This is a genomic window from Haemophilus parainfluenzae, assembly GCF_003253005.1.
In the GTDB taxonomy this organism is placed as follows: domain Bacteria; phylum Pseudomonadota; class Gammaproteobacteria; order Enterobacterales; family Pasteurellaceae; genus Haemophilus_D; species Haemophilus_D parainfluenzae_M.
Genome location: NZ_QEPZ01000003.1, coordinates 128,336 through 153,872, shown reverse-complemented (window position 1 = coordinate 153,872; position 25,537 = coordinate 128,336). Strand labels below are relative to the sequence as shown.

Here is a 25,537-nt window from a genome sequence, read left to right as displayed (position 1 = left end):
ATTTCTTATTTAGTTATGTTCCATTTTACGAGGTACAAAATGTCTAAAACTTACTCTTTAAGCAAAATTTCGCTCGCCATTGCATTCAGCATTGCGGGGCAATCTGCTTTTGCAGAAATCAGTGCGGCAGATGCCAATACACAAATTAGCAAAAAACAAGGCATTGAAATTATCAATATCGCCAATCCAAGTGCCGCAGGGTTATCGCATAACCGATATGATAAGTTTAACGTAGATAAATCTGGTGCGGTGCTAAACAATGCTCGTCAAAATGGCAAATCTCAACTCGCAGGCGATCTGAACGCCAACCCAAATCTCAAAACCCAATCCGCAAAAGTGATTCTGAACGAAGTCGTTAGTCGCAATCCTTCTAAAATTGCTGGTCAGCAAGAAATCTTTGGTGAAAAAGCCGATTATGTGTTAGCTAACCCGAACGGCATTAGCGTGGAAGGAGGCGGTTTTATTAATACGCCTCGTGCTTCGCTTGTGGTAGGTAAACCGCAAGTCGCAGAAGGTAAACTTAAAGGCTATGATGCAACAGGCGATAAAGCGTTAAGCACCAGCGGCAAAATTACCAGTTCTGGTGACATTGATTTAATCGCCCCGCAAGTGACCGTTGGCGGTCAAATTACCACCAGCGAAGGGGTGAATGTGATTACGGGCAAAAATAAAATTGCACGTGAAGACAATGGCACGCTTAAAATTACAACTACAGAGCGTAAAGGTCAAGTGCTGGATGGCAAAGTTGTGGGTAGTATTCAAGCGGGTAGAATTCGTATTCATTCAACTGATGATCGTGCGACTATCACCGCTCAATCGGCTAATTTACAAGCAAAAGAAGTGGATATTACCGCAGGCAATGCAAACTTAAACGGTAGAATTAGTCGTCATACAGATAGAGGTAAAGCAAAAGTTACACATCAAAATGGCGTACAGTCTCGTGATCATCAAAGTGGCTCAAGTGAAAGCTACCAAGCAACCCGTGTGCAAACCGATCAATTTAACGTGAATGTCGGTGGTAAATTGAACATTTCAGGAGCAGATATTCAAGCCAAAAATAGCAATATTCGCGGTGGCAATGTACATTTAGGGGCAGAAAAAACCGTAAATTTACGTGAACACAGCAAAAACCAAAGCAAAGGCAGTTGGTATCGCAATGAACAAGAGAGCAATCGTGTTGAAACCATACACCGCACTACGATTGCAGGCGATAGTGTAAATATTGAAGCAACCAAAGGCAAAGTGACCACAGAAGGTGCAAAAGTTTCCGCAAAAACGACCGCTATTTATGGCGAACAAGGCGTGAATTTACGTGGTGCAAAAGCCACTACCACTCAAACGGCTCGTGCTGAATTTAAAAATGAAACTGCACGTTTAAAAACAGGTTTAAGCAGCCAAGATAGTAGCGTGCAGCACTACACTGCGACAGAATTAACGACCGAACAAGATCTTATTTTAGGCGGTAAAGGCGATGTGCATTTAACAGGCGTAGTGGCAAATGTGGATGGTGCATTATTGGCAAAAAATAGCGGTTCGCTTTCATTCGGCTCAGAAAGATCTAGCGAAAGTTATAACCTCAGCGATGATATGCGTTTCTGGGGTGGTTTAGCAGGCTCTAAAACCGTTGGTACAGGCAGAAGTGCGGAAACTATTCACGGGGCTGATTTTACCGTGAAAGGCGATGCGACTTTAGATGCAAGCCGTGGCGTGCATATTTCAGGCAGCCGTGTCGTAACGGGTGGTAATGGCGTGGTAAAAGGCAATGCAGGTGCATTAGTTATTGATAGCACTCAAGCGAAAACCACTGCAGTTGATTACGCTCGTCAAGGTACAATTTTTGATATTACCAAGGCTCGCCAAAGTAGCTATACACATACCTCTACTGCAAAAGGTTCAACCTTAAAATCAGCATCGAATCTCCAACTCTCTACCAACAAAAACGTGAGCATTGTGGGCTCAACCGTGCAATCCGCAGGGTTGCTCGATATTGCAGCAAAAAGTGGTATTGAAGTGAAAGGTGCAGCTAACCACGTTCGTACGGAATCAAGTAAGGCTGGTTTTAGTTTCGCGGGCGGTTTCGACAGCCTCAAAACATCATTCCAACACGGGCATTTAACCGCAAATCTCAACCTTGATAATAACAAAGGTAAGCCAAGCGTGGATGCAGATGTTGAAATCAGCAAAGAGAAAAAAGCAGATGCTATAAATGCAGAAGGTAAATTCCACTTGGGCTTGAACGTTTACAATAACAGCCAAAATAGTCACACGACAACGCATACAGGTTCAAGCGTAAAAGGTAACGATGTAGCATTGAATGCAAAAACTGTGACTGTTTCAGGCAGTGAAGTAGCGGCAACTCACGGCAATTTAGTCATTAACGCAGATAAAATCACGACACAAGCGGCTCAAAATCAAAGCATTAACAACAGCGTGAAAAACGAAGTAAATGTTGGTTTGAGCGGCACCGTAACCGAGAACAAATTAAGTGCCACTTTAGGGGTTGGCGTAGCTCATTCCTTGAATTCAAGCGTGGAAAACAAAGCCCAAGTAAGCAAACTTTCAGCGGCAAATGATGTAAAACTTAATGCAAATCGCATTGAGCATCAAGGCAGCCAAGTGCAAGCAGGAGGAAATATTCAAGAAAATGCGAAAGAGGTACTCCACACTACTGCGAAAAACAGTATAAATAGCTTTGGCAATAATGTGAATGTTGATCTCACGGTGTCTGCGAGCATTGATAAATCCAAAGCTTTCAGCGTGGAAGCGGAACTTGTTGCAAAAGGTGGACGTGAAACCGTATCAAGCACAACGCATACCGCAACGCAGTTACAAGCGGGCAAAAATATCAGCGTAAATGCAAACCACATTCAAGATAATGCGACCCAATACAAGGCAGGAGAAACGGCACAATTTAATTCAAACAGCCATCAACTTGTAGCAGTTGCAAATCGTGTTGAGAAAAACAGCCTTTCAGCTGGGGCGAGTTTAGGCGTTTCAGCCGATACTACCGACTTCCAACGCTTTAACGTTGCAGCAAAAGTAGGAGCAAATTACAACCAATCTGCTAGCCAAGAAAGCAATGCTGTGCAAGGCTCAATTAATGCGAAAAACGTGAACATTCACACAGGCAAATTAAATAGCCAAGCAAATATTAACGCAAGTGAAAATGTGAATATTCAAGCTCAAAGTGCTCAATTCAGCCAAGCAACAAGCAGTAAAACCCAATCAGGTGGTGGTTTTGAAGCGAAAGTAGGTGTTGGTGCAATGGTTGTGCCATCAGCAGGTGCAGCAGTTCCATCTATTGATTTAAGCCTTTCTGCAAATGGTAAAAACGGCAACCAAAGCCAAGCGGTGATGAACACCATTGCGGGTAAAAACGTAAATGTGCAAACACAAGGCGTATTGAACTTGCAAGGCACAAACGTGCAAGCGGTTGAAAATGCTCAACTTTCTGGCAAACGTGTGAACATTACAGCCGGCAATAATCACGTTCAAAATGTGGCAGCCTCTGTGGCAACAGGCGTGAATATTGGAGCTAAAGTAGCAAATGCAGGCTTTAATGCAAATGTAGGCGTAAACACCGAAAACAGCCAAACGCACACAGGCGTGGCAGTAAACGGTAAAAATGTGAGCATTCAAGCTCAAAACGGAGTGAATTTAAAAGGCGTAAACTCAACCTCTGAACAGCTCAATCTTAATGCAGGCAAAGGCAATTTAGCCTTAACGGCAGCAACAGATAGCGTGAACAAAACTGATGTTTCAGTAGGCTTAAAACTAGGCGGTGGTGTGGCTGAACAAAAATGGACTCCGTCTTCAGGTAGCGGTCATCTTGCTGTGAATGTGGTGCGTAATGAAACACATACCGAAACCACTCTCAACACCGATACAGCTAAAATCAATGCTGGTGGTGATGCGAAATTTATCGGTGGCTCTGTCAATGCTAACCACGCAAGCGGTACGATTTCAGGTGATTCTCACAGTGAGCAATTAGCCAATAAAGTCAATGAAGTAAGTGTAAGCCTTGCTGCGAATGGTAGTGGTAAACTTGCTGTACCAACTACAGATAAGTGGGCAGAAGCAGCAAAAAATGACTGGAATAACGGTTCTATTGCAGGTGTGAAAGCGGATGCAAAATTAGAGGTTAACGCCAAACATCAGCAAACAGCAACTAATGCTGGCGTGAATGCAACACAGGATACAGTTGTAGTCAAAGGTGTAAAATCTCGTACTGAGATGAAAAATCATCGTAGTCGCCAAATACATTTTAAAGCGGAAGCTACTACAGCGATAAAAAAACAAGTTGAAGCAAAAATTCCTGAAAAAGTAAGACAGGTAGTAAAACCAATACGTGCAGTAAATTTACAACTTATTAAAAATAATAAAGTAAATTATAAAGTACGTGTAAGACACTAAAACCCATCAAGCAGTCAATTTTTTGCAAATTTTTCACGGAATTGATCTGACCCCAAAAAGTTAGACTGTTATTTAAAGGATTGTTTTCGATATTGTATCGGACTCAGTCCTTTTAATTTTAGTTGAATCCGTCGATGATTATAGTAATCCAAATAATCTCTGACGGCATCAACTATCTCCTCTCTACTGTTAAATTCCCGACCATAAAAGCATTCCGTTTTTAATCGCCCAAAGAAACTTTCCATTGCGGCGTTGTCCAAGCAATTCCCTTTTCTCGACATACTTTGAATGATGCCATGTTCAGCCAAGATTCGACGATAAGCTACCATTTGATATTGCCATCCCTGGTCTGAATGTAAAATGACACCACAAGCTTTATTTAATCCTTTGACGGCTTGCATTAACATGTCCTCTACTTGCACCCAGTTTGGGGAATAGCTGAGATTATAGGAGACTATCTCATTGTTAAATAAGTCTAAAATTGGGGATAAATAGACTTTACTTCCATCTTTCGCCTTAAACTCGGTGATATCGGTCACCCATTTTTGTTTCGGAGCCGTTGCACTAAAATCGCGTTCAAGATGATTCGGTGCAATCACCCCTATCGTGCCTCGATAGGTGGTAAATTTCTTGCTTTTTCTTGACCGCACTTGAAGCCCAAGTACCTGCATTAAACGTTGGACTTTTTTATGATTTACGCCTGGCAAACAGGCATGAACACGTCGATAGCCATAATCAGGATGTTTCGCTTTAATGTCTTTAATGGCGGCTTTAAGTACCTTGTCTTTATCTGGCTTAACTTGAAGTTGGGAAAAGAACGTACTACGCGCTAAACGTGCGAAACTCAATAGCCATGTTAAGGGATAATGCGTTCTTAACCTTTGGATAATTTCCGTTGCTCGGCTTCGTCCTGAAGTCTGAGCCTTCTCAATTCTTTTAGATAAGCCACCTCCGCTTCAAGCTGTAAAATTCTCAAACGTAAACGCTCTTCTTCAGTTTTGGGTGGCGGTGGCATTTTTGCATATTTAGGTTTCATTGGCGGTCGTCCTGATGGTTTACGGGAAATAAGTCCTTTTATGCCACTTTTTTCAAACCGTTTCAACCAGGTTCCGACTAATGTGTCAGAGGAGATATTGTAAAAACGAGCGGCTTCTCGAATGCTCATTTTCCCTTTTAGAATAGGTTGAATAACCTGTAATTTAAATTCGATTGTGTAGTGTTTACCCATAAAAAATCTGCACCTCAATTGTTGGTTTGTTGAGTCCAACTTTTGGGGTGCAGATCATTTTGAACCGCACTTTTATAGACTTGATTATGAAAATGCTTGTAATTCAGGGTTGATTGGAGTTTCAGCAATGTTGTTCACATAATTACATAATGTGGCGAGGCTAACACCTAAAATCACATCAATAGCATTTTCTTGGGTATAACCTGCATCAAAGAACGCGTTAAGTTGTGCTTCGGTTAATTTTGCTTTTTGTAAAATAACAGCAAGGGTGAAACGCGCTAAAGTATCGAGTTTTTTATCACTTTCAATACAAGCAGTTGCACGAATTTGGTTTACAAGCTCTTCTTCAAGTTTTAACACTTTTAAAGCGATTTTCGTGTGGCCTGCTACACAGAAACCACAGCCATTGACTACGGCTGCAGTAATTTGCACCACTTCGCGTTCTGTTGCGGTTAGGCTATTACGACCATTAATACCGCCCACTGTACGATAAGTTTCAAGTGCAGTAGGGGCATTTGCGAGAACACCAATTAAATTTGGAATAAAACCATTGGCATTTTGTACGGCTTTTAAGGCTTCTTGTGCCGCTTCCGGTGCAGATTCAATGGTGTGAATTTTAAATTGAGACATAAACTACTCCTAAGGGATAAATCATAAATTTCCGCTTGATAATACCTTTCTAAATTCAGTAAGAAAAAGAAGAAAAGTTTATTTCATATAGCCAAAAGTTATGATTATTTTGGCGTCGCCATGCTAAATGTGTTTTGACGATAGACAGTAATCTCTCCAACTCTTTTTTGCCTTTTTCGGAAAGGGCTTTGTTGTCGTGCAACATTTGGGTGGCGCGTGCTTCAATAAAGCGGAGGTAATCGCTGTTTTGGGTTTCTTGGAATTGCTTTTCGGCTATGGATTTGAAGGTTAGCGTCAAATAAAGAATAGTCAAATAGTGATCAAGATCAAATAAACAGGTAAGATGACTTACAACTTTTGAGGTATTTGTGAATTAAGTACAAAGTGCGGTTGATTTTGGGACGATTTTACCGAATAGAAAGCATTTCACGGCAAATTAGAAAAGGTTAAAATAAACTAAATTTTATGTTGGGAGTCTCGATGTTTTTTGTTTATCTCATTGTCGCTTTAGCGGCAGGCGTAGCACTCGCCACGCAATCAGCCATTAATACGCAACTAGCGAAAGCCATGAGTGGTGAAGCGGTGATTGCCACCTTTATTTCTTTTGCGGTGGGAACGATCATTCTCTTTTTTATTGCTTGGGTGAAAACCGATTTATGGGGCAATTTATCCGCCATCCCTTCACAACCTTGGTGGAAATTAATTGGTGGAGTACTTGGTGCTATCGTCGTTTTCACAACTGTTTTGCTTGCACCTAAATTAGGGATTACTGCGATGTTATTTTTTATCATCATCGGGCAATTAATCACCGCAACAACCATCGATCATTTTGGTCTTATCGGTATGCCGATCCGAGAAGTGAACATCACAAAATTCATCGGATTAATTATTGTCGGCTTTGGATTAGTATTTTATTTCTTTGGAGATAAGCTGGTTGAGCTATTTGGGGCGAGATAGGATAGAATACGCCTCTATTTATTGATTAATCGCGTAATTGGGGAATCTATGCGAAAGCGTTGCCTGTGGGCTTTGATTATTTTGTTGCTGTTGATTGTAGTAAGCGTTGGCTTAGTACGCGTTTTTGCGACCCCGAAACGTGTAGCGCAACTTACCAATCATTTTTTAGCACCGCATTATCACATTGAATTAGCCGATGACTGGCAATGGGAAACCACAGGTTTAACACTGCCAGAGCTAAAAGTGAAAACTGACCAATGTACGCTAGTGAACCTGAATAATACTCAGGTGACTTGGTGGAATACGCATAGTCTTGATGTTGAAAAGGCTAGCTTGAATTATGATTGTTTAACCCATTTACCCAGTGATAATGCTGAAAAAACACCGCCAAATTTGACCGCACTTTGGGCAGCATTGCCTATTTCTCATGTCAACGTTAAACACTTTCAATTAACGAATACCGAAGAACTGAAACAAGCCGCTTTGCAGCCTTTCTTATCGGCTGATTGGGCGTTAGACGCAAACTATAACGGCAACCAATTAACACTCGAAGCTCAAGCCAATAATGACGGGCTTGAGCTTCATCATCAATCGACTGTCACGCCACAAGATGGCATTTTCCAATGGGCGGGGAGTAGTGAAATCAAACAAGCGGGAGATAAAACCTACGATCTTCATTTCTCTGCGAATTTTGATCCTGATCTTTCTCAGCTTCCTCAACAAGGCAATGTCTTACTTAACTGGAATAACCCAGAACTAGCCGTCACAAAAGGCGAGGCAAAAGTGTCGTGGCAAGGGGCGGATGGTCAGTTAAATGCCCAAGATTTAACAACTAATTCACCATTGTTGGATGTGCCTTTTGTGTTCACCAAAGATGGCTTGGATATTTCATGGGGGAAATTTTATTGGACCTTCGATAGCTATCAACCAATCAAAGGTTTCCTTGGGTTATCTATTCACCGTGCTGCTGAAGGCTTATTGCCATTAAGCATTGATATGAACGTGATCTTGCAAACCTTTGGCGAAATGGGCAAAGGGGAGATCGTGATTTCAGGGAAAAATGGTGAAATCGGTGGGGGCGATGATAATAACGAATTGGACTTTGAGCTGAAAACTCGCGGGGATTTACGTTATAACGCTACCGTGGCACAAACCAATTTAACCTATCATCTCGGCGGGCTCTTCACACATCCAGTGGTGTATTTTTACCCGGGTTCCGTCTTTAAAATGGATACCGTTCAACCAGATACCAAGTTGCACGTTCGTTTACCGTTAGATGACATTATTATTGGTCGTTATGGTTTGGAAGGTCGTTTGCTCGCAACATTAACGGGCACGACACCACAGTTTGAAAATCTCGATTTAAAATTAGACGGAAACGCCCATGAGTTTATTGCCGGTATTAAAACCGTATTTGATTTGCGGGATGAAGAACATAAGTTGCAGTCTGTGGAAAAACAAGCGACAAACCGCTGGGATTGGACAATCAATGGCAGTGCAAACTGGAAATCCTTAAATACGCCAGTCAAAATGGAAGGGAAAGGATTTTGGGAAGCTGATCATATTGAATTAAATCAACTTTCTGCTCACTCCAAAGAAGTCAAAATGAAAGAGGTAAAAATGGCACCACTTTCATTGGAGCTTAAAGATCGACTCCGCTGGGATTATGAAGAAGAGCATATTCGAGGTTTGTTGCAAGCGAAAACAGATTGGATTGAACTGGCTTATGGCGGTCGTTTTGTTTCGCCTGTTTTCGGTTTAGGTATTGATGGTAAGAGTATCAGTAACTTCAATTTTGCAGGTGATTTAAAGGCTGGTTCGCTTGGGCCTTTAGATGTCTTGGGTGTATATCAAAATACTGCACTTTCAGGCAAAATCAGCTGGAAAGAACAATCTGCAAAAGTATTCCAATCACTTTTCCCTCAACAATGGAATTGGTTAATTCATGAGGGAAGCATTAAAGGACAAAGTGAATTCGCAATCAATGGCAATGGCGTGAAGATGAAGGGGGAGCTGAATCTTAAAAATGGTAAAATCACTATGCCAGATGGTGAGATTTATGGCTTGAATATTCGTTTCCCGATGAATTATGAAAACTCGGCATTGCAAGTGGCTTCGAGTAAACCGATCCATATTTCGACTCAAAATATTCGATATGGTGCGCTTTCCGTCGCAAATGGGGAATTGGATTTGTTCGGACGTTATCCGAACACCATGAAAAATCCGCTTACCTTGAGAAATGTGAAACTTTCCTTATTTGATGGCGTATTGACGGTGCCTCAGCTCAGTTTCCCACAAAGCAAAATGGCGACGCTTTCTTTCACCAATATTGATTTAGCCCAAGTGTTAGCTTTGGCACAATATAATCAAGTAACCTTAACCGGCCGTGCTAATGCGACCTTGCCATTTTGGCTCGGACATAAGGAATGTTTGATTTGTAATGGCACATTGGAACAGGTGGGGAATGTGTCCATCAAATTAACCGATGAAATGGTGAAAGGACTGAAAAAAGGCGGTTGGACAGAAAATATCTTGGTGGATTTATTAAAAGAAATGGAACTGCAAAATTCCCATGCGGCGGTGATGCTCGATCCTAAAGGACAAATGACATTGCGTGCGAGTATCAGCGGATTTAATCCAACCAAGCGAACCAATAATCCGATAACGTTAAATTATACGCACCAAGAAAATATGTTTGAATTGTGGAATATGATTGACTATGGCTCGCAATTTGAACAAAATCTGCAATATAAACTTTATAAGCAATTAGACAAAGACAAATGATAAAACACTTTAAATTTCAACCGCACTTTTTTATTTTTGCGGCAATGTTCACACTCACAGCTTGCACACCGACCATTCAATTAGATACACCAAAGGAAGGCATCACCATTAATATGAATGTGGTGGTAGATCACAATATTAAAGTGGAAATGGATGAGAAATCTCAAAAAGCCGTGGGTGAAGTAGAGCCTGTGAAGAAATAATCGAATAAAAAACCTCCATAGATGGGAGGTTTTTTATATTCAAACATTATGAATTAAAAAGTATTTTTTTAACCAAACTTTGATAAGGTTAAATTTGATATATGTAAACTAATGTCTGTTCCAAGGTTATTAGTAATAATGTTGTGAACCTCTGTATATGAAATTTCTCTATTATTGGAAATAATATTATTATATAAATATTCTGATAATGTATTTGCGGTAATAAGTACAATATTTTGACCATCAATATCATAACGCACACTAGGAACATATCTTGAAGTAACAACTATTGTATAACGAGCTCCGATTAATTCTCTATGTCTTTTTAATCTACCAGCATTAATCATGCTAAGTTTATTTTTTGTAGATTTAGCTTCAATAGAAAATTTTTCATTAATAGCCATGTAGAGACACTCAATATCCGTCCTTCCCGCTCCAGCTAACCAATGAGCATCTACGTCTACAAATAAATTGAATGCTTCCTCAAGAATGTGCTCAAACTTCCCAGAAGTATTATTATCTGGATTATTAGCATACTCAGTTACTAATTTTGGGATTTCTAAAATTCGTGATTCCACCGTTGGTTTTTCATTAATTTCTTCTAGTAGGACATCCGGGTAGAATGCATAAATCTCTTTTATCACATCAGTAGAATTTTTTTCACTCTCTTGTAACGAAATCGGTTTAGAATAAATAGAATATTCTGAGAGTAACATACAGATGAATTTTTTTAGATCAGAATTTATTTCTATATACCCATTGTTTGCCCTTCTTGGTGTAGGTAATGATTTACTATTTTCATTACTTGGGTGATAAAGCTTTTGTATTATGTCACCATTATTTATAGTAAATATATTCAAGCTACTCAATAGTGGCGTTATATAATATTGCCATTCATATACTGACTTAACTATTTCATATTGTTTTTTATATAAGTTTAAAAATTTATCTGTCCAAGTTTTGGTTCTTGAGTTTAATATTTTAAAAACAATATCTTCATATTCATCTCTAGTTAGGTTTTTAGTATGAATAATGAATTCATATACTTCATAATGATAAAGTCTTCCTTGGAGTCTTTTATCTAATAATAATTGAAATATTAATCTAAATGGATAAAGAGAAAAACTTTCACTAGGTTTGCTTGCAGGATGTGGAAACTGTAGTCCTATTAACATAGTGGAGAATATTTTTGATAATTTTATTTTATCATTAATGTTTCTTAAAAATAGGTTTCCCAAAGGACTAAAAATAAATTTATCTTGGCCATTTAATTTAGATTTATAACCAAACATAAAATAATATAAGGCATCCAGTTTATGGTTAATTGAGTCAAGAGGCTTATTACGTTTTGAATCACGTGGGTTATACCAATCAGTTTGCATCAATGAATCATACATTGCATCTTTATCTGCTTTAGAAATACCTGCTTTATTAGCTTTTAGGTAAGTAGCTACTTCTATTAAAAGTTGGATATTGTTTGTGTGTTTTTTAAACACCCAAACTTCAGATTTATTTGACATTAAGATATTCTCCATTTGGAAAACAAATAGCTGCAAGCAACTTTGGAGGGATGGCTTCTCCGATAATTGTACGAATATAAGTTTCAGTTGAACCCTCTGGAAATTCTATATTTTCATCAATAGAGCTGACAATAAAGGTTTCTAGTAAACTTAATACTCGAGGATCAGAGTAAGTTCCATCCTCCTGCAAGTACCCAGGATGAATATTATTATGTGAGCTAATACTACCACTGTATGTTGTTCTTGCTGGAGCTGGTTTATCCCATTCCATCCTTTTATATGTATTATGAAATCCCTTAATTCTTTCGCCATTATCTTTTTTAGGATAAAAAATTGGGTTAGAAATAGCACTCTTTCCTGGTTTCGTATGTCTAACAGCTTCGGCAATAGATGGTTTTACTTTGGGAGCTGTATGCCATTTAATAAATGATTTTTCTCCTGGTTTAAGTGATGGTAAATGTCCAATCGCTTGCCGTAAAGAGATCTCGGTTTGTACTGATGGTAAATTCCATTTCAAACCATGTTTATACATCTTAATTATTGCCCGCGGCCTTGATTGACAAACTCCATAGTCCTTAGCATTTAATATAGCAATATCAATTTGATATTTATTAGAGTATTTTTTATTTAGTATATCTTCTAAGCGTAATAATTCATTATTGAAAGGGAAATACATATCAATAAAACGTGGTACATTTTCAATTAGAATAAAATCAAGGTCGAGAGAATCAATAAATTCAAATACTTCTAGAATAAGGAAGTTTCGGGTATCTTCAATAAAATGTTTTTGATGCTTATTTTTTCCAATAGAGCTTAGGCCTTGGCATGGAGGAGTTGCTAATAAAAATTTAACATTATATTGTTTAGCAAAGTTGATCATTTCTTGTTTTAAAGATTTATCAGAAATATCTCCTTGAAACATTTTTGTTTCTGGATAGAAAAACTGATACGTTTTAGCTCTTTTTTCTAATAACTCATTAGCAGCAACGAAATTAAGATTGCCTTTATGTAAGTCTAATTCACCAATACCGGCACTAGAAAAAAGTGATATAGCATTAATTTTCATTAAATATTTCTCTTGTAATATTTTCTATTAGTAATGGGGGGATGCACTCTCCTAAAACTTGACGAATCAATATTTCAGGTGTATCGTCAGGGATTCTCCAATCATCAGGTAGTCCTGTTAGTCGAATTAGTTCGAGAATAGAGAGAACTCTTGCATCAGAAAAAGTTCCATCTGGCAAGCATCTACCAGGGTGAACGTTACGCTGGGAGCTAATAGCATCATTTCGGATTGTAATTGTAGGTGCGGGTTCATCCCAGCAAATACGGCGATAACTTGAATTATATCCCTTTACGCGTTCGCCATTAAGTTTACGTGGATAATGTTCAATATTTTCAAATGCAGATTTTCCTGTTGGGGTATGTTTCATCCACTTAATTTGTTCTGGAGTATGAACTCTACCATAATGCCATCTCAGGCTAGAGTATTCGCCAGATTCTAGCGATGGTAAGTCTCCAATAGCTTGATCTACACTAATTAATGGTTGTTTCTGAGGGAGATTCCATATGGTTCCTTTTTTATTCAATCTAATTATAGCTCTTTTTCGTTTTTGTGGAGTTCCGTAATCAGCAGCATCTAATATATCAAAATTAATATTGTATTCTGAAGAAAATTCATCTTCTATAATATCTATTATTGGTTTTAATTTACCATTGATATATAGCTGCAACTTTAGAAGTAATGGAACATTTTCAATTAAAGCGTAAGTTGGCTTTATTTTTTTTATCATATAGATAACGTACATAATTAGGTAATTACGTTCATCATATGCCATGTTGTCTATATTTCTATTTTTTCCCGCAATACTAATCCCTTGGCATGGGGGGGATGCAAGTAAAAAATCCACATTATTTTCAATAGCTATGTTTAATATTTCATCAAATACGCCTTTATTCTTTATATCTCCTGTAATCATTTTGTGTTCAGGATAAATTTTTCTATATAAATCAGCTCTCTTTGGAATTAACTCATTTGCAGCAACTATCCTAATGCCAATTCTGGATAAAAAATATTCTCCAATACCAGCACTGGAAAATAATGATATACCTTTTATTTCAGTTTTCATATCTTAAACAATGGTGAAAGAAACGAGAATTATAAAAAACTCATAAGAATCTAATCACCTAATATGCCTCATTAGTTATAAAATACATTTCGATCAAAACCACTTTTATCTACCATTTTATAATCATATAATATTTATACTAAAAGATGCTTTAGCTATACAAGTAATATATGAGGTTTTATATAAAATGGTGCAATTTTTCCTAGTGTTTTGATTATTTTCGGGGGGACTTTTACCTATTCTAGATTAGTTATAAAAATAAGCTAAAAAATTAGCTCTTTTTTATGAATTACAAAAAATATAAATTTTTCCCAAAGTAAGCATTGCAATAATCTTGGGGGAATATAGTACTAGTAGATGTAAAACTCACTAGGTTTAAATCTGCAGCAGTTATATAGGTGATTTTATGATACACGGGGAAATTATAACAACTATGTAAGTTTGTGAAAACTTTTAAAACTATCTAACACAATCAAATCTTAAAGCATTTTTACAAATCGTCTCAAAATCTAACCTCTTGTAAGCAGCCGATTTGTTGTAAAACCTCTGCCAATACATCTAATTTTGCCGTATCCAAGCCTTCTTCGTAACGGTTTTTTTAGAAAGCGCGCAAAGCTTCAAATTCACGCGTAGGCTCAGTGATCTTTATCGCACTTAAGGCCTGAACCAACGCAAAAGAATTGAAATTTGTTGGTTTCTGCAAAATGTTTTGGCGATAATTGAAACATGCCGTCTGAAACGGCATAGCGCCATCCGCAAAGCGGATCGAACAAAAATAGAATGTTTTGTTATTATTTTTTCCTTTTTATCTGACTAAAACTGACATCATACTTAGCGATCCTGCAATCAAATTATCATTGAAAAACGTAATCTCGTCTTGCGGTTCACGTAATGCCATAATGTAAAGCAACGGCAAGTAATGATCGGGCGTTGGCACAGAAAGCTCGGCTTTTTCGCCTAGTTGATCATAATGTACCAAGGTTTTATCATCTTGTGTCGCAATCGCCTGATTGACTGTTTCACGGAAAGCAAACGCCCAATCATACCCTGCACCGATTTGATCAATATGTTCCCAACTTATCGCCCTCAGATTATGCACAATATTGCCGCTGCCGATAATCAGCACACCTTGTTCTCGTAAAGCAGCTAACTTTTTTGCCAAGTTGAAATGCCATTCTGCCGATTTCAAACGGTTAAGGCTAAGTTGCACCACGGGGATATCGGCATCGGGATAGAGATATTTCAACACCGCCCATGCGCCATGATCAAAACCACGCGTTGGGTTCAGCTCGACATTCTCCGGCTGTAATAATGACCGCACTTGCTCTGCCAACTCAGGTGAACCGGGTGCGGGATATTGTACTTGGCTGAGTTCATCTGGGAAGCCATAGAAATCGTAAATCATTTCAGGGTGTTTGCCAGACGTAACCTGCAAACGGCTGCTGTACCAATGCGCTGAAATCATCAAAATGGCTTTTGGTTTGGCAAACTTTTGTGTAATTAGGCTGAAATTCTGATTGAACGGGTTTTCTTTATCTAACGCATTCATCGGGCTACCATGCCCAACGAACAATACAGGCATTTTTTTCATTATTTTCTCCTAAATATTTGGTGGAGCAGATTGTACGGTTAAATCTTTGTGTGAAAAATACCCGTTTATGAACAACATCTTTTACTAATCGGAAATAATGAATGATAAGGTTTAAGGAGATTGATGTGTTAAATAAGGTAAATATTACAAAGTGCGGTTAAATTTCACGAAAATTTTACTTAATTTTTACTTCATTTACAGTTTATTATCTTTATATTTAGGCGTATGATGACTATTAGTTTTACATAACCCCTAAATTTATTTAGGTAAATATATTATTTCTATTTAATAGGAGATTGAATGATGAAAAAATTATTCACAGCAGTACTTTCTGCGGCAGCGATTGCTGTACCTTTTTTTGCTTCTGCGAATACTGCACCACAAACAGAACAAAGAGCAGTACAACCGGAAAAAGCAAAAGGTGTTTGGATTGATGTACGTTCAGCCGAGGAGTTTAACGCAGGTCATTTGCAAGATGCGGTGAATATTCCACACGATAAAATTGTTGAAGGCGTTAAAGCGATTGGCTCAGATAAAGATGCCCCGATCAACCTTTATTGTCGTAGCGGTCGCCGCGCGGAAGCCGCACTCACTGAGTTGAAAAATGCAGGCTATACCAATGTAACCAACCATGGCGGTTATGAAGATTTGGTTAAAAAAGGTTTGAAATAGATAACATATTATTTAAAGCAAAAAATCCCCTAGAGCAGTAGGGGATTTTTACTATAAAGAGCGGTCAAATTTTGAGATGTTTTTGTAATTTACCTTTAAAATCTGACTGCTTGCATGTATAGAAAAAGCGTTGCTCTAGTGACATAGAACAACGCTTTTGTTTTTTATTTTTAAATTATATGTAACTCAGAACGGAATGTTGTCATCAAATGCGTCCATTGGTGGCTCAGCTTGTGGCGCTGGCGCAGATTGTGCTGGACGAGATTGATAGCTTGGCTGTGGTGCTGATTGTGCAGGTGCATAACCGCTCATCTCTTGATTACGACCACCTAACATTTGTAAGTTATCACCTTGGATTTCAGTGGTGTAACGATCTTGGCCGTTGTTATCTTGCCATTTACGGGTTTTTAAACGACCTTCAACATAAACTTGTGAACCTTTGCGTAAGTATTGTCCCGCAATTTCCGCTAAACGACGATATAACACGATACGGTGCCATTCGGTCACTTCACGACGTTCACCTGTGTTTTTATCTGTCCAGCTTTCACTTGTTGCCACGCTGATATTCGCTACCGCTTCGCCATTTGGCATCGTGCGGATTTCAGGATCATTACCTAAATTACCCACGATGATTACTTTATTAATACCTGCCATAGAATCCTCTATATTTTAGAAATAAGGTGAAAAATTTTGGCTATTTTGCCTTAAAAGAAACAAAAGATCCATAAAAATTAACTGGATATTTGCACAGATATTGAAATATGCGATAATGGTCGCAATTTTTGAATTTATTTTCTTAAGGCAATCGCTTTTTTTATGGATACTATCGACATTCGTGGGGCAAGAACCCACAACCTCAAAAACATCAATTTAACCATTCCTCGCGATAAATTAATTGTGATTACAGGCTTGTCCGGTTCGGGCAAATCTTCTTTAGCATTTGATACGCTTTATGCGGAAGGGCAGCGCCGTTATGTGGAATCGCTTTCTGCTTATGCGCGTCAATTCCTTTCTTTGATGGAAAAACCAGATGTGGATTCGATTGAGGGCTTGTCGCCAGCGATTTCTATTGAGCAAAAATCTACTTCTCATAACCCGCGTTCAACCGTGGGCACGATCACCGAAATTTACGATTATCTGCGTTTGCTGTTTGCTCGCGTAGGGGAGCCACGTTGTCCTGATCATGATGTGCCATTAACGGCACAAACAATCAGCCAAATGGTGGATAAAGTTTTAAGCTTGCCTGAAGAAAGCAAAATGATGTTGCTAGCGCCCGTAGTGAAAAACCGTAAAGGTGAGCACGTTAAGCTGTTAGATAGCTTGGCGGCACAAGGTTATATTCGCGCAAGAATTGATGGTGAGATTTGTGATTTATCTGATCCACCAGAGCTTGCTTTACAGAAAAAGCATACCATTGAAGTGGTGGTGGATCGCTTTAAAGTGCGGTCAGATTTAGCTGCACGTTTAGCCGAATCCTTTGAGACAGCTTTGGAGCTTTCTGGCGGTACAGCTGTGGTGGCTGATATGGATAATCCTAACGCAGAAGAGTTGGTTTTCTCGGCAAACTTTGCTTGTCCGCATTGTGGCTATTCTGTACCGGAATTAGAGCCTCGCTTATTCTCATTTAATAACCCAGCAGGGGCGTGTCCAACTTGTGATGGTTTAGGTGTTCAGCAGTTCTTTGATGAAAGCCGCGTGGTGCAAAATGAAAGCATTTCTCTCGCAGGCGGTGCGGTGAAAGGTTGGGATCGTCGCAATTTCTATTACTATCAAATGCTTACCTCGTTAGCGAAACATTATAAATTTGATATTGAAACGCCATACGAAGATTTGCCACAAAAAATTAAAGATATTGTGATGCACGGTTCAGGCAAAGAAGAAATTGAATTCCAATACATGAACGATCGTGGCGATGTGGTGATCCGAAAACATCCTTTTGAAGGGATTTTGAATAATATGGCACGCCGTTATAAAGAAACGGAATCCATGTCTGTGCGCGAAGAATTGGCGAAAAATATCAGTAACCGACCTTGTGCAGATTGTGGAGGTTCGCGTCTTCGTCCAGAAGCTCGCAACGTGTATATCGGTAACGTTAACTTGCCTCAAATTTCAGAGAAAAGCATTGGTGAAAGCCTCGAGTTTTTCCAAGGACTTACTTTAACCGGTCAAAAAGCACAAATTGCGGAAAAAATCCTGAAAGAGATCAGAGAGCGGTTAGAATTCTTAGTGAATGTAGGCTTAAATTATCTTTCCCTTTCTCGCTCAGCTGAGACCCTTTCGGGCGGTGAAGCGCAACGTATCCGTCTTGCGAGTCAGATCGGTGCGGGCTTAGTGGGCGTCATGTATGTGTTGGATGAGCCTTCTATCGGTTTGCATCAACGCGATAATGAGCGTCTGTTAAATACGTTGATTCATTTGCGTGATTTGGGCAACACCGTGATCGTGGTGGAACACGATGAGGATGCCATTCGAGAAGCCGATCATATTATTGATATTGGCCCTGGAGCAGGTGTACACGGTGGCCAAGTGATTGCTCAAGGTACGGCCAAAGAAATTATGGCGAACCCAAATTCGATTACGGGTAAGTTCTTATCAGGTGAAGAAAAAATCGAAATTCCAAAAAAACGAACCGCACTTGATAAAAGCAAACTTTTAAAATTAAAAGGTGCGACAGGGAACAACCTGAAAGGCGTGAATTTAGAAATTCCAGTGGGATTATTTACTTGTATCACAGGGGTGTCAGGTTCAGGCAAATCAACGCTAATCAATGATACGTTATTCCCATTGGCACAAAATGCTTTAAATCGTGCGGAAAAAACGGATTTTGCACCTTATAAATCCATTGAAGGCTTGGAATATTTCGACAAAGTGATCGATATTAACCAAAGTCCAATCGGCCGTACACCACGTTCTAACCCAGCGACTTACACGGGGTTATTTACCCCAATTCGTGAATTATTTGCGGGCGTACCAGAAGCGCGTGCGCGCGGTTATAATCCAGGACGTTTTAGTTTTAACGTACGCGGTGGTCGTTGTGAAGCATGCCAAGGTGATGGCGTGCTAAAAGTGGAAATGCACTTCTTACCGGATGTGTATGTACCTTGTGATCAATGTAAAGGTAAACGCTATAACCGTGAAACCTTGGAAATCCGCTATAAAGGCAAAACGATTCACCAAGTATTAGATATGACAGTAGAAGAAGCACGCGAGTTTTTTGACGCGATCCCAATGATTGCGCGTAAATTGCAAACCCTAATGGATGTCGGCTTGTCTTATATTCGTTTAGGTCAGTCTTCTACCACGCTTTCAGGTGGTGAGGCACAACGTGTTAAGTTAGCAACAGAGCTTTCAAAACGCGATACCGGTAAAACCCTTTATATTTTGGATGAACCGACAACCGGCTTGCATTTTGCCGATATTAAACAACTTCTCGAAGTGTTACATCGCTTGCGCGATCAAGGCAATACTATCGTGGTGATTGAACACAACTTAGATGTGATTAAAACCGCAGACTGGATTGTGGATCTTGGTCCAGAAGGGGGCAGTGGCGGTGGTCAAATCATCGCGACAGGCACCCCGGAAGAAGTGTCCAAAGTCAAAGGTTCGCACACCGCAAGATTCCTAAAAGACATCTTGGCAAAAGGCTAGAAAAACTAACCGCACTTTTGAACATCATCAAAGTGCGGTTATTTTTTTGAGATTTTTTAATGGCGATTTCCAAAAGGCGGTTTGGCGAACCAGACGATAATGAATAATGCAAGGAAAGTAATTGCCGATAACCAGAAAATCTCATTCGCGCCAATAATAAAGCCCTGAGCGGTGATTTGTCTAGCAAGATAGGATGCCGTTTGTTCTTCGCTTAAACCAAAACTTCCCATAGTTTGGAAGAATTGTTGAGAAATCGGATTATATGGATTAATGACTTCTGTGAGTTGCGTGTGATGTACGGCTTCGCGGTTATACCACATAAATGTCGTGAGAGATGTTCCTATTGAGCCGGCAAGGGTTCGGAGGAAATTAAATAAGCTCGACGCTGAAGCCATTTTTTCGGGCGGTAAACTTGAAAGTGTAATGGTTGTCAGCGGCATGAAGAAACAGGCGACCGCTAACCCTTGTACAAATTGCGGTAATGCCACATCCATAAAGGTCATTTCAGGTTCAAAGGTCACAGCTCGCCAATAAAAGGTGAGCGCATAAACCATAAAACTGACGGTGATTAAAATCCGCATATCAATTTTATTGCCGAATTTCCCGATAATCGGTGCAAGTAGAATCGGCAATAATCCCACTGGCGCAGCCGCAAGTCCCGCCCACGTGGCGGTATAGTTATAAACCTGTTGGAGCAGAAGCGGGATGAGCACGACCGTCCCTGAATACACCAAGAAAGCAAGGCTCGTCGAAACACAACCCACGGTGAAATTTCGGGATTTGAATAAGGAAACATCCACAACTGGATTATCGTCCGTGAGTTCCCAAATGATGAGGGCGATTAAACCTACCGCAGCGATAATGGTAAGCACCACAATTTCAGTGGAATTAAACCAGTCTAGCTCGCGACCTTGATCCAGCATCAATTGCAACGCACCTACACAGAGTGCCAACAAAATAAGCCCAACCGTATTAACAGGTTGATGAGAAATTCTACTTTCTCGGCCTTCTAAAATTTTCCAACTGATTAAGACAACGGCAAGCCCAATCGGGACGTTGATAAAGAAAATCCAACCCCAGTGAATATTATCGCTGATCCAACCGCCTAAAATCGGGCCACAAATCGGGGCGACGACGATCGTCATTGACCAAAAGGCCAATGCCATTCCGCGTTTTTCAGGCGGGTAGTTATTCAATAATAAGCTTTGAGAAAGGGGGATAATTGGGCCGGCTACCGCACCTTGAAGGACGCGAAAAACGATCAACATTTCCAAGCTATTTGCAATACCACAAAGCCAAGAGGCTAGTACGAATAATAGCGTTGCAATTAAAAATAACCGCACTTCACCAAAACGTTTTGCCAGCCAGCCTGTAATCGGAATTGAAATGGCATTTGCCACACCGAACGAGGTGATCACCCATGTGCCTTGGCTAGACGAGGCACCTAAATCACCAGCTATGATTGGAATGGCTACGTTAGCGATGGTGGAGTCTAGCACGAGCATAAAGGTGGCTAATGAAAGCACCAATGTAAGCATCGCTAACGCACCGCCTTGTAGCGGTTTGAAATGAGATTGCGGCATAACAGAACCTAATAGCTATTGTCGCGAATAATAGATTCGATCAAATTATTGACCGCACTTTCATCATATTGCAGCACATTCGTGGAATAAAGCGTTGTAGCTGGTGCTTGGTCACGTAAAGTTTCGCCTTGGTTATCGGTCACATTCACTTTTACTGTGGCGGAAAGGCCGATACGTAGAGGATTTTCAGCAAGCTGTTGCGGATCTAATTGAATACGCACAGGCACACGTTGCACCACTTTTATCCAGTTACCGGTCGCATTTTGAGTAGGCAATAAAGAGAATGCACTGCCCGTACCCATTTCAATTCCGAAGACTTTTCCATTAAAGGTTTTATCTTTGCCATAAAGGTCGAAATGAATTTCAACTGGCTGACCAATTCGCATATGGGTTAATTGTGTTTCTTTGAAGTTGGCATCTAACCACATTTGATCAGTGGTAACCACTGCCATTAATGCCCCGCCAACAGAAACTGCTTGCCCTACTTGCGCATTGCGACGAGCCACATAGCCTTTAATTGGACTGCGGATTTTTGTGCGTTCTAAATTCAACCAAGCTTGTTTCAAATTACTGACCGCACTTTGAATTTGGGGTTGTTCAATTAAAGGCCCGTCTAACAATAAGGCTTGATTGGCCTCAAGTTGGTTTTGTGAAGTCGTTAAGTTTGCTTTGGCGAGCTCAACCGCTTCTTTTGCGTGTTGGAAAGATTCTCTATCAATCGCCCCATCTTTCACTAATTGAACGCGACGATTCAAGTTTCCTTGTGCTTGAGCAAGCGTAATTTCATTCGCACGAACGGCGGATTTCAATTGTTTTACAGTGTAATTTAGTTGAGAAATTTGGCGAACCGCATTGGCTAAGTTGCTTTTAGCTTGCTCAAAATTTAATTTGGCGTTGGTATCATCCAGTTCTAATAACACGTCACCAGCCTGTACGGGATCCATATTATCGACATTAATTTTCGCTATATTTCCCGCCACCTGTGCCGATACCATCACCTGATTGCCACTCACATAGGCATCTTCGGTTTCTTCAAAATCTTTAATAAAGAAAAACCAATAAGCTGCAGAACCGATTGCAATCAGAAGAAGCAAAAGAATAAAAATGGAAAGCCCTTTTTTACGTTGTTGATATTTACTATTTGAGGAAGTTGGTGTATCTGTTTGTTGATCGGACATAATGCGAGCCTTATCGGAAAATGTTGAAGTAAAAAAGCTTCAGTCTATAAAATATGAATGCTCGTTCATTATGAACGTGAATTAAAATTATTTCAAGAATGACCGCACTTGTTCAGATAAAAGTGCGGTCAATTTTAATAACGTTTTTTCATTAAGCCATTTACGCCAAGCAAAATTAAACTTGCCCAAATTGGCACATAAGTGAAGTAATCAGAAGGGGAGACTTGCGTGTTAAGCCAGAATATTGCGATTAAAAAGAGCAATGTAGGTTCGAGATAACTGAGCACGGCAAACATACTGACGGGAATTTGTTGGCTTGATTTTAAATTGGCAGACAAACCGATTGCACTCACTAAACCTAATGCGGGCAATAAATACCAATATTGGCTTTCACTGATTACAAAAGACAATTGCTGCTCTTGTATGAGCAAATAAATGAGGCAAGGAATGGCAATGAAGCACACATCAAGTGTGATGCCTTGCAATGCCGGAACCTTCATGGCTTTACGGCTTAAATAATAATAGGGATAGACTAAGCACACCCAAAGGCTGCTCCATGAAAAGGTTTGATTGTGCCAAAGCTCATGTGCCACACCGCAAGCAGCGATGCACAAGGCAATAATTTGAATGGTGGAAAGGGTTTCTTTCAGCCAAATGCGTCCAAGTAATGCCATCACTAATGGGAATAAGAAATACCCCATAGCGATGTTGACTCCTTCGCCATTAACGGGCGCCCACATAAATAACCAAAATTGGCTGCCGGCATCGAGCGTGCCGAGCAAAAACAGCATCCAACGTTTTTTGTCTTTGCCTAAGGTTTCATTGACTAATTTTGATAATGAACGACAACCTACAGTTGGGAAGATAATTAAAAATAACCCGAAGACCATCATCACCATTCGCCAAGCAAACACATCCGTACCGTTAAGCGGCTGTAGCCATAAACTGAATAGATAGAGCAATCCAAATAAAAATTGCGAGATGATGCCGAGAAAAATACCTTGAGCCATTTTTATCATTTCCTTAGGTTTGATAGCTTCATTATAAAAGTCTGGCGTGGTAAATTTTCTCAATATAAAATGATTGATGATTATTTTTCCCAAGTTTAAGTGTTATTCTGCATTTATTTTCAAGGATTAAACATGGAATTAGATAAATTAGATCGGGATATTTTAAATATCCTCCAACAAGATGCGACTTTGCCATTAAAAGAGCTTGCGGAAAAAGTGCATAGCTCGGTAGCAACCTGTCAGCGTCGAATTCAATTACTGACAGAAAAAGGGGTTATAACCAAACAAGTGGCAGTGGTATCGCCAAAGGCAGTGGGTAGAGGTATCAGTGTTTTTGTGATGGTGGAAATGGACAACCAACATTCTCACTTTCAAGAGTTGTTTGAACGAAAAATGCGCCAAGAAACTGATGTGGTGAGCTGTTATGAGATTTCAGGTGATTATGATTTTATGTTGCTTATTCACGCCGAAAGTATGGAAAGCTACCATTCATTTACCCGTCGCGTTCTAACTGGTGAATATCATGTTAGAACTTATAAGAGTTTATTTGTTATGAATTTTACCAAAGCGGAGAGTGGGATTTTGTTATAGTCACTGTAAATAAAAAAGAAAATCCTTTGCTAAATTAGCAAAGGATTTTTTGTAAGATGTGATTAGCTAGGTAGTTTTGTAGTCGCTTTTAACGCCATATACCCTATAATCGCAGAAACCGTAGAGCCTAATAAGATCCCCAATCGAGAAAGGGCGTTAATGCTTTCACCTGCATCTGCATTGAAGGCTAGGCTAGCTAAGAACATTGACATGGTGAAACCAATGCCACATAAAATCGCTACGGCAAAAATTTGTTTGAAGTTAATGCCTTGCGGAAGTTTTGCTATGCCTAGTTTAACGGAAAGGTAGCTGAAACCAAATACACCAAGTGGTTTTCCGATAATTAAGCCAAGAGAAATCGCGAGCAATAATGGTGATGTCAGCATGCTGAGATCAATGCCATCAAAGCTTACCCCCGCATTGGCAAATGCAAATAATGGCAGGATAACAAAGGATGACCAAGGCGCAAGAATGTGCTCAAAGTCGTGTAATGGTGTTTCGCCATTTTTACCCTTCAATGGAATACAAAATCCGATGATAACGCCTGCAAGGGTAGCATGTACGCCCGATTTTAATACCGAAACCCACAAGATTGTTCCTACTACTATATAGGCACAAAGTGCGATCACTTTAAAGCGATTTAATGCGATAAGTACAGCAATTGCAATGGCAGCAAAGACAAGTGCTTGCACACTTAATCCATGGGAGAAGAAGAGTGCAATCACGACAATGGCGCCTAAGTCATCAATGATGGCTAAAGCAAGTAAAAAGATTTTTAGTGGGAGTGGCACTTGTTTACTTAATAACGCCATGATGCCCAGTGCAAAGGCAATGTCTGTCGCCATTGGGATTGCCCAGCCATCGGCTAAAGTAGGATCTTGTTGGGCAATAAAAATATAAACCAAGGCAGGAATAACCATTCCGCCAACGCCAGCAATAGCAGGGAAAACCGCTTGTTGATAGCTTGAAAGGGAACCCTCAAATAATTCTCTTTTGACTTCCATTCCCACTAAAACAAAGAATACCGCCATAAAACCATCGTTGATCCAGTGAATTAAGGTTTTATCGATAGAAAAAGTCCCTACTTGAATGCTGACTGGTAAGTTTAAAAAGTCGTTATAGTTTTGATTGAGCGGTGAATTGGCTAATAGCATTGCGACTACCGCTGAAAAAAGTAATAAAATTCCGCCAGCTGATTCCAATTTGAAAAAACGCTGAATTTGTTGAATCAAACTTAGTTTATTCATTCATTCTCTCCTAAAAAAGTAATAATAAAGGCTAGATACTATCACAAATTTACTGATTTGGGGAAACTAGGCATTGGATAATGTGTGATTTAATCGGAATGTGATAGATTTCGTGATCTGTTTCACAGAATTTATTTTCATTTTTGGAATAAA

General features: G+C 39.7%; 19 protein-coding genes. 7 read left to right on the top strand and 12 right to left on the bottom strand.

Translation table 11 applies throughout. The features are described 5' to 3' along the window. Positions 1-39 precede the first annotated feature (39 nt). A complete protein-coding gene (locus DPV97_RS05065) occupies positions 40-4,413 on the top strand; it encodes a two-partner secretion domain-containing protein (protein WP_070714396.1) in 4,374 nt (1,457 codons plus the stop codon). Positions 4,414-4,481: 68 nt separating this feature from the next. Here the strand turns inward: DPV97_RS05065 and DPV97_RS05060 are convergent, their stop codons facing one another. The 3 genes from DPV97_RS05060 to DPV97_RS05050 all read right to left on the bottom strand — a co-directional run bounded on the left by DPV97_RS05060 (position 4,482) and on the right by DPV97_RS05050 (position 6,271). Beyond that, entirely contained in the window at positions 4,482-5,261 is a 780-nt protein-coding gene (locus tag DPV97_RS05060) for an IS3 family transposase (RefSeq protein WP_083180318.1), read from the bottom strand. 26 nt (positions 5,262-5,287) lie between these two features. Continuing rightward, on the bottom strand, positions 5,288-5,641 hold the full coding sequence (locus DPV97_RS05055; protein WP_049381812.1) for a helix-turn-helix domain-containing protein: 354 nt from the start codon (positions 5,639-5,641) through the stop codon (positions 5,288-5,290). 84 nt (positions 5,642-5,725) lie between these two features. After that, positions 5,726-6,271: a carboxymuconolactone decarboxylase family protein gene (locus tag DPV97_RS05050; protein WP_049364053.1), complete on the bottom strand. Its 546-nt coding sequence runs from the start codon at positions 6,269-6,271 to the stop codon at positions 5,726-5,728. Positions 6,272-6,751: 480 nt separating this feature from the next. Between DPV97_RS05050 and DPV97_RS05040 the strand changes: the two genes are divergently transcribed. From DPV97_RS05040 to DPV97_RS05030, 3 genes are read left to right on the top strand one after another with little or no spacing between them, the layout of a single operon-like run. After that, a complete protein-coding gene (locus tag DPV97_RS05040) occupies positions 6,752-7,228 on the top strand; it encodes a DMT family transporter (protein WP_070714704.1) in 477 nt (158 codons plus the stop codon). Positions 7,229-7,276: 48 nt separating this feature from the next. Next, positions 7,277-10,012, top strand: coding sequence for a YdbH family protein (locus DPV97_RS05035; RefSeq protein ID WP_070714706.1), 2,736 nt, complete (start codon positions 7,277-7,279; stop codon positions 10,010-10,012). Next, the gene (locus DPV97_RS05030) at positions 10,009-10,215 is read left to right on the top strand and encodes a YnbE family lipoprotein (RefSeq protein WP_049384608.1); all 207 of its coding nucleotides are present in this window, start codon (positions 10,009-10,011) and stop codon (positions 10,213-10,215) included. Before DPV97_RS05035 ends, DPV97_RS05030 begins: the two co-directional genes overlap by 4 nt. Before the next feature lie 68 nt (positions 10,216-10,283). Here the strand turns inward: DPV97_RS05030 and DPV97_RS05025 are convergent, their stop codons facing one another. From DPV97_RS05025 to ygiD, 4 genes are all read right to left on the bottom strand, one after another. Continuing rightward, positions 10,284-11,735 (bottom strand): restriction endonuclease, encoded by a 1,452-nt coding sequence (locus DPV97_RS05025; protein ID WP_070714707.1) that lies wholly within the window; start codon positions 11,733-11,735, stop codon positions 10,284-10,286. Beyond that, a complete protein-coding gene (locus DPV97_RS05020) occupies positions 11,725-12,801 on the bottom strand; it encodes a DNA cytosine methyltransferase (protein ID WP_070714709.1) in 1,077 nt (358 codons plus the stop codon). The genes DPV97_RS05025 and DPV97_RS05020 overlap by 11 nt, the downstream gene beginning before the upstream one ends. Further along, a complete protein-coding gene (gene dcm / locus DPV97_RS05015; RefSeq protein WP_070714711.1) occupies positions 12,791-13,864 on the bottom strand; it encodes a DNA (cytosine-5-)-methyltransferase in 1,074 nt (357 codons plus the stop codon). The genes DPV97_RS05020 and dcm overlap by 11 nt, the downstream gene beginning before the upstream one ends. Before the next feature lie 805 nt (positions 13,865-14,669). Further along, the gene (gene ygiD / locus DPV97_RS05010; protein ID WP_070714712.1) at positions 14,670-15,455 is read right to left on the bottom strand and encodes a 4,5-DOPA-extradiol-dioxygenase; all 786 of its coding nucleotides are present in this window, start codon (positions 15,453-15,455) and stop codon (positions 14,670-14,672) included. A gap of 303 nt (positions 15,456-15,758) precedes the next feature. Here ygiD and DPV97_RS05005 point away from each other — a divergent pair, with 303 nt between their 5' ends. After that, positions 15,759-16,127 carry a rhodanese-like domain-containing protein gene (locus DPV97_RS05005; protein ID WP_070714895.1) on the top strand — a complete coding sequence of 123 codons (369 nt, stop codon included), beginning with the start codon at positions 15,759-15,761 and terminating at the stop codon, positions 16,125-16,127. 186 nt (positions 16,128-16,313) lie between these two features. Here DPV97_RS05005 and DPV97_RS05000 read toward each other — a convergent pair whose 3' ends face one another. Beyond that, on the bottom strand, positions 16,314-16,781 hold the full coding sequence (locus DPV97_RS05000; RefSeq protein ID WP_070714714.1) for a single-stranded DNA-binding protein: 468 nt from the start codon (positions 16,779-16,781) through the stop codon (positions 16,314-16,316). A 162-nt stretch (positions 16,782-16,943) separates the two neighbouring features. On the opposite strand from DPV97_RS05000, the gene uvrA reads away from it, so the two are divergent. Beyond that, on the top strand, positions 16,944-19,775 hold the full coding sequence (gene uvrA / locus DPV97_RS04995; protein WP_070714716.1) for an excinuclease ABC subunit UvrA: 2,832 nt from the start codon (positions 16,944-16,946) through the stop codon (positions 19,773-19,775). A gap of 56 nt (positions 19,776-19,831) precedes the next feature. On the opposite strand, the gene DPV97_RS04990 is transcribed toward uvrA, so the two are convergent. The 3 genes from DPV97_RS04990 to rarD all read right to left on the bottom strand — a co-directional run bounded on the left by DPV97_RS04990 (position 19,832) and on the right by rarD (position 23,546). Further along, positions 19,832-21,358 carry a DHA2 family efflux MFS transporter permease subunit gene (locus DPV97_RS04990; RefSeq protein ID WP_070714718.1) on the bottom strand — a complete coding sequence of 509 codons (1,527 nt, stop codon included), beginning with the start codon at positions 21,356-21,358 and terminating at the stop codon, positions 19,832-19,834. Positions 21,359-21,366: 8 nt separating this feature from the next. Further along, a complete protein-coding gene (locus tag DPV97_RS04985) occupies positions 21,367-22,536 on the bottom strand; it encodes an EmrA/EmrK family multidrug efflux transporter periplasmic adaptor subunit (protein ID WP_070714720.1) in 1,170 nt (389 codons plus the stop codon). A gap of 134 nt (positions 22,537-22,670) precedes the next feature. After that, positions 22,671-23,546: an EamA family transporter RarD gene (gene rarD / locus DPV97_RS04980; protein ID WP_075875614.1), complete on the bottom strand. Its 876-nt coding sequence runs from the start codon at positions 23,544-23,546 to the stop codon at positions 22,671-22,673. A 132-nt stretch (positions 23,547-23,678) separates the two neighbouring features. Between rarD and DPV97_RS04975 the strand changes: the two genes are divergently transcribed. Continuing rightward, positions 23,679-24,137: an Lrp/AsnC family transcriptional regulator gene (locus DPV97_RS04975; protein ID WP_070714723.1), complete on the top strand. Its 459-nt coding sequence runs from the start codon at positions 23,679-23,681 to the stop codon at positions 24,135-24,137. Between the two features lie 62 nt (positions 24,138-24,199). Here DPV97_RS04975 and nhaA read toward each other — a convergent pair whose 3' ends face one another. After that, entirely contained in the window at positions 24,200-25,384 is a 1,185-nt protein-coding gene (gene nhaA, locus DPV97_RS04970; RefSeq protein WP_070714725.1) for a Na+/H+ antiporter NhaA, read from the bottom strand. Between the last annotated feature and the right edge of the window lie 153 nt (positions 25,385-25,537).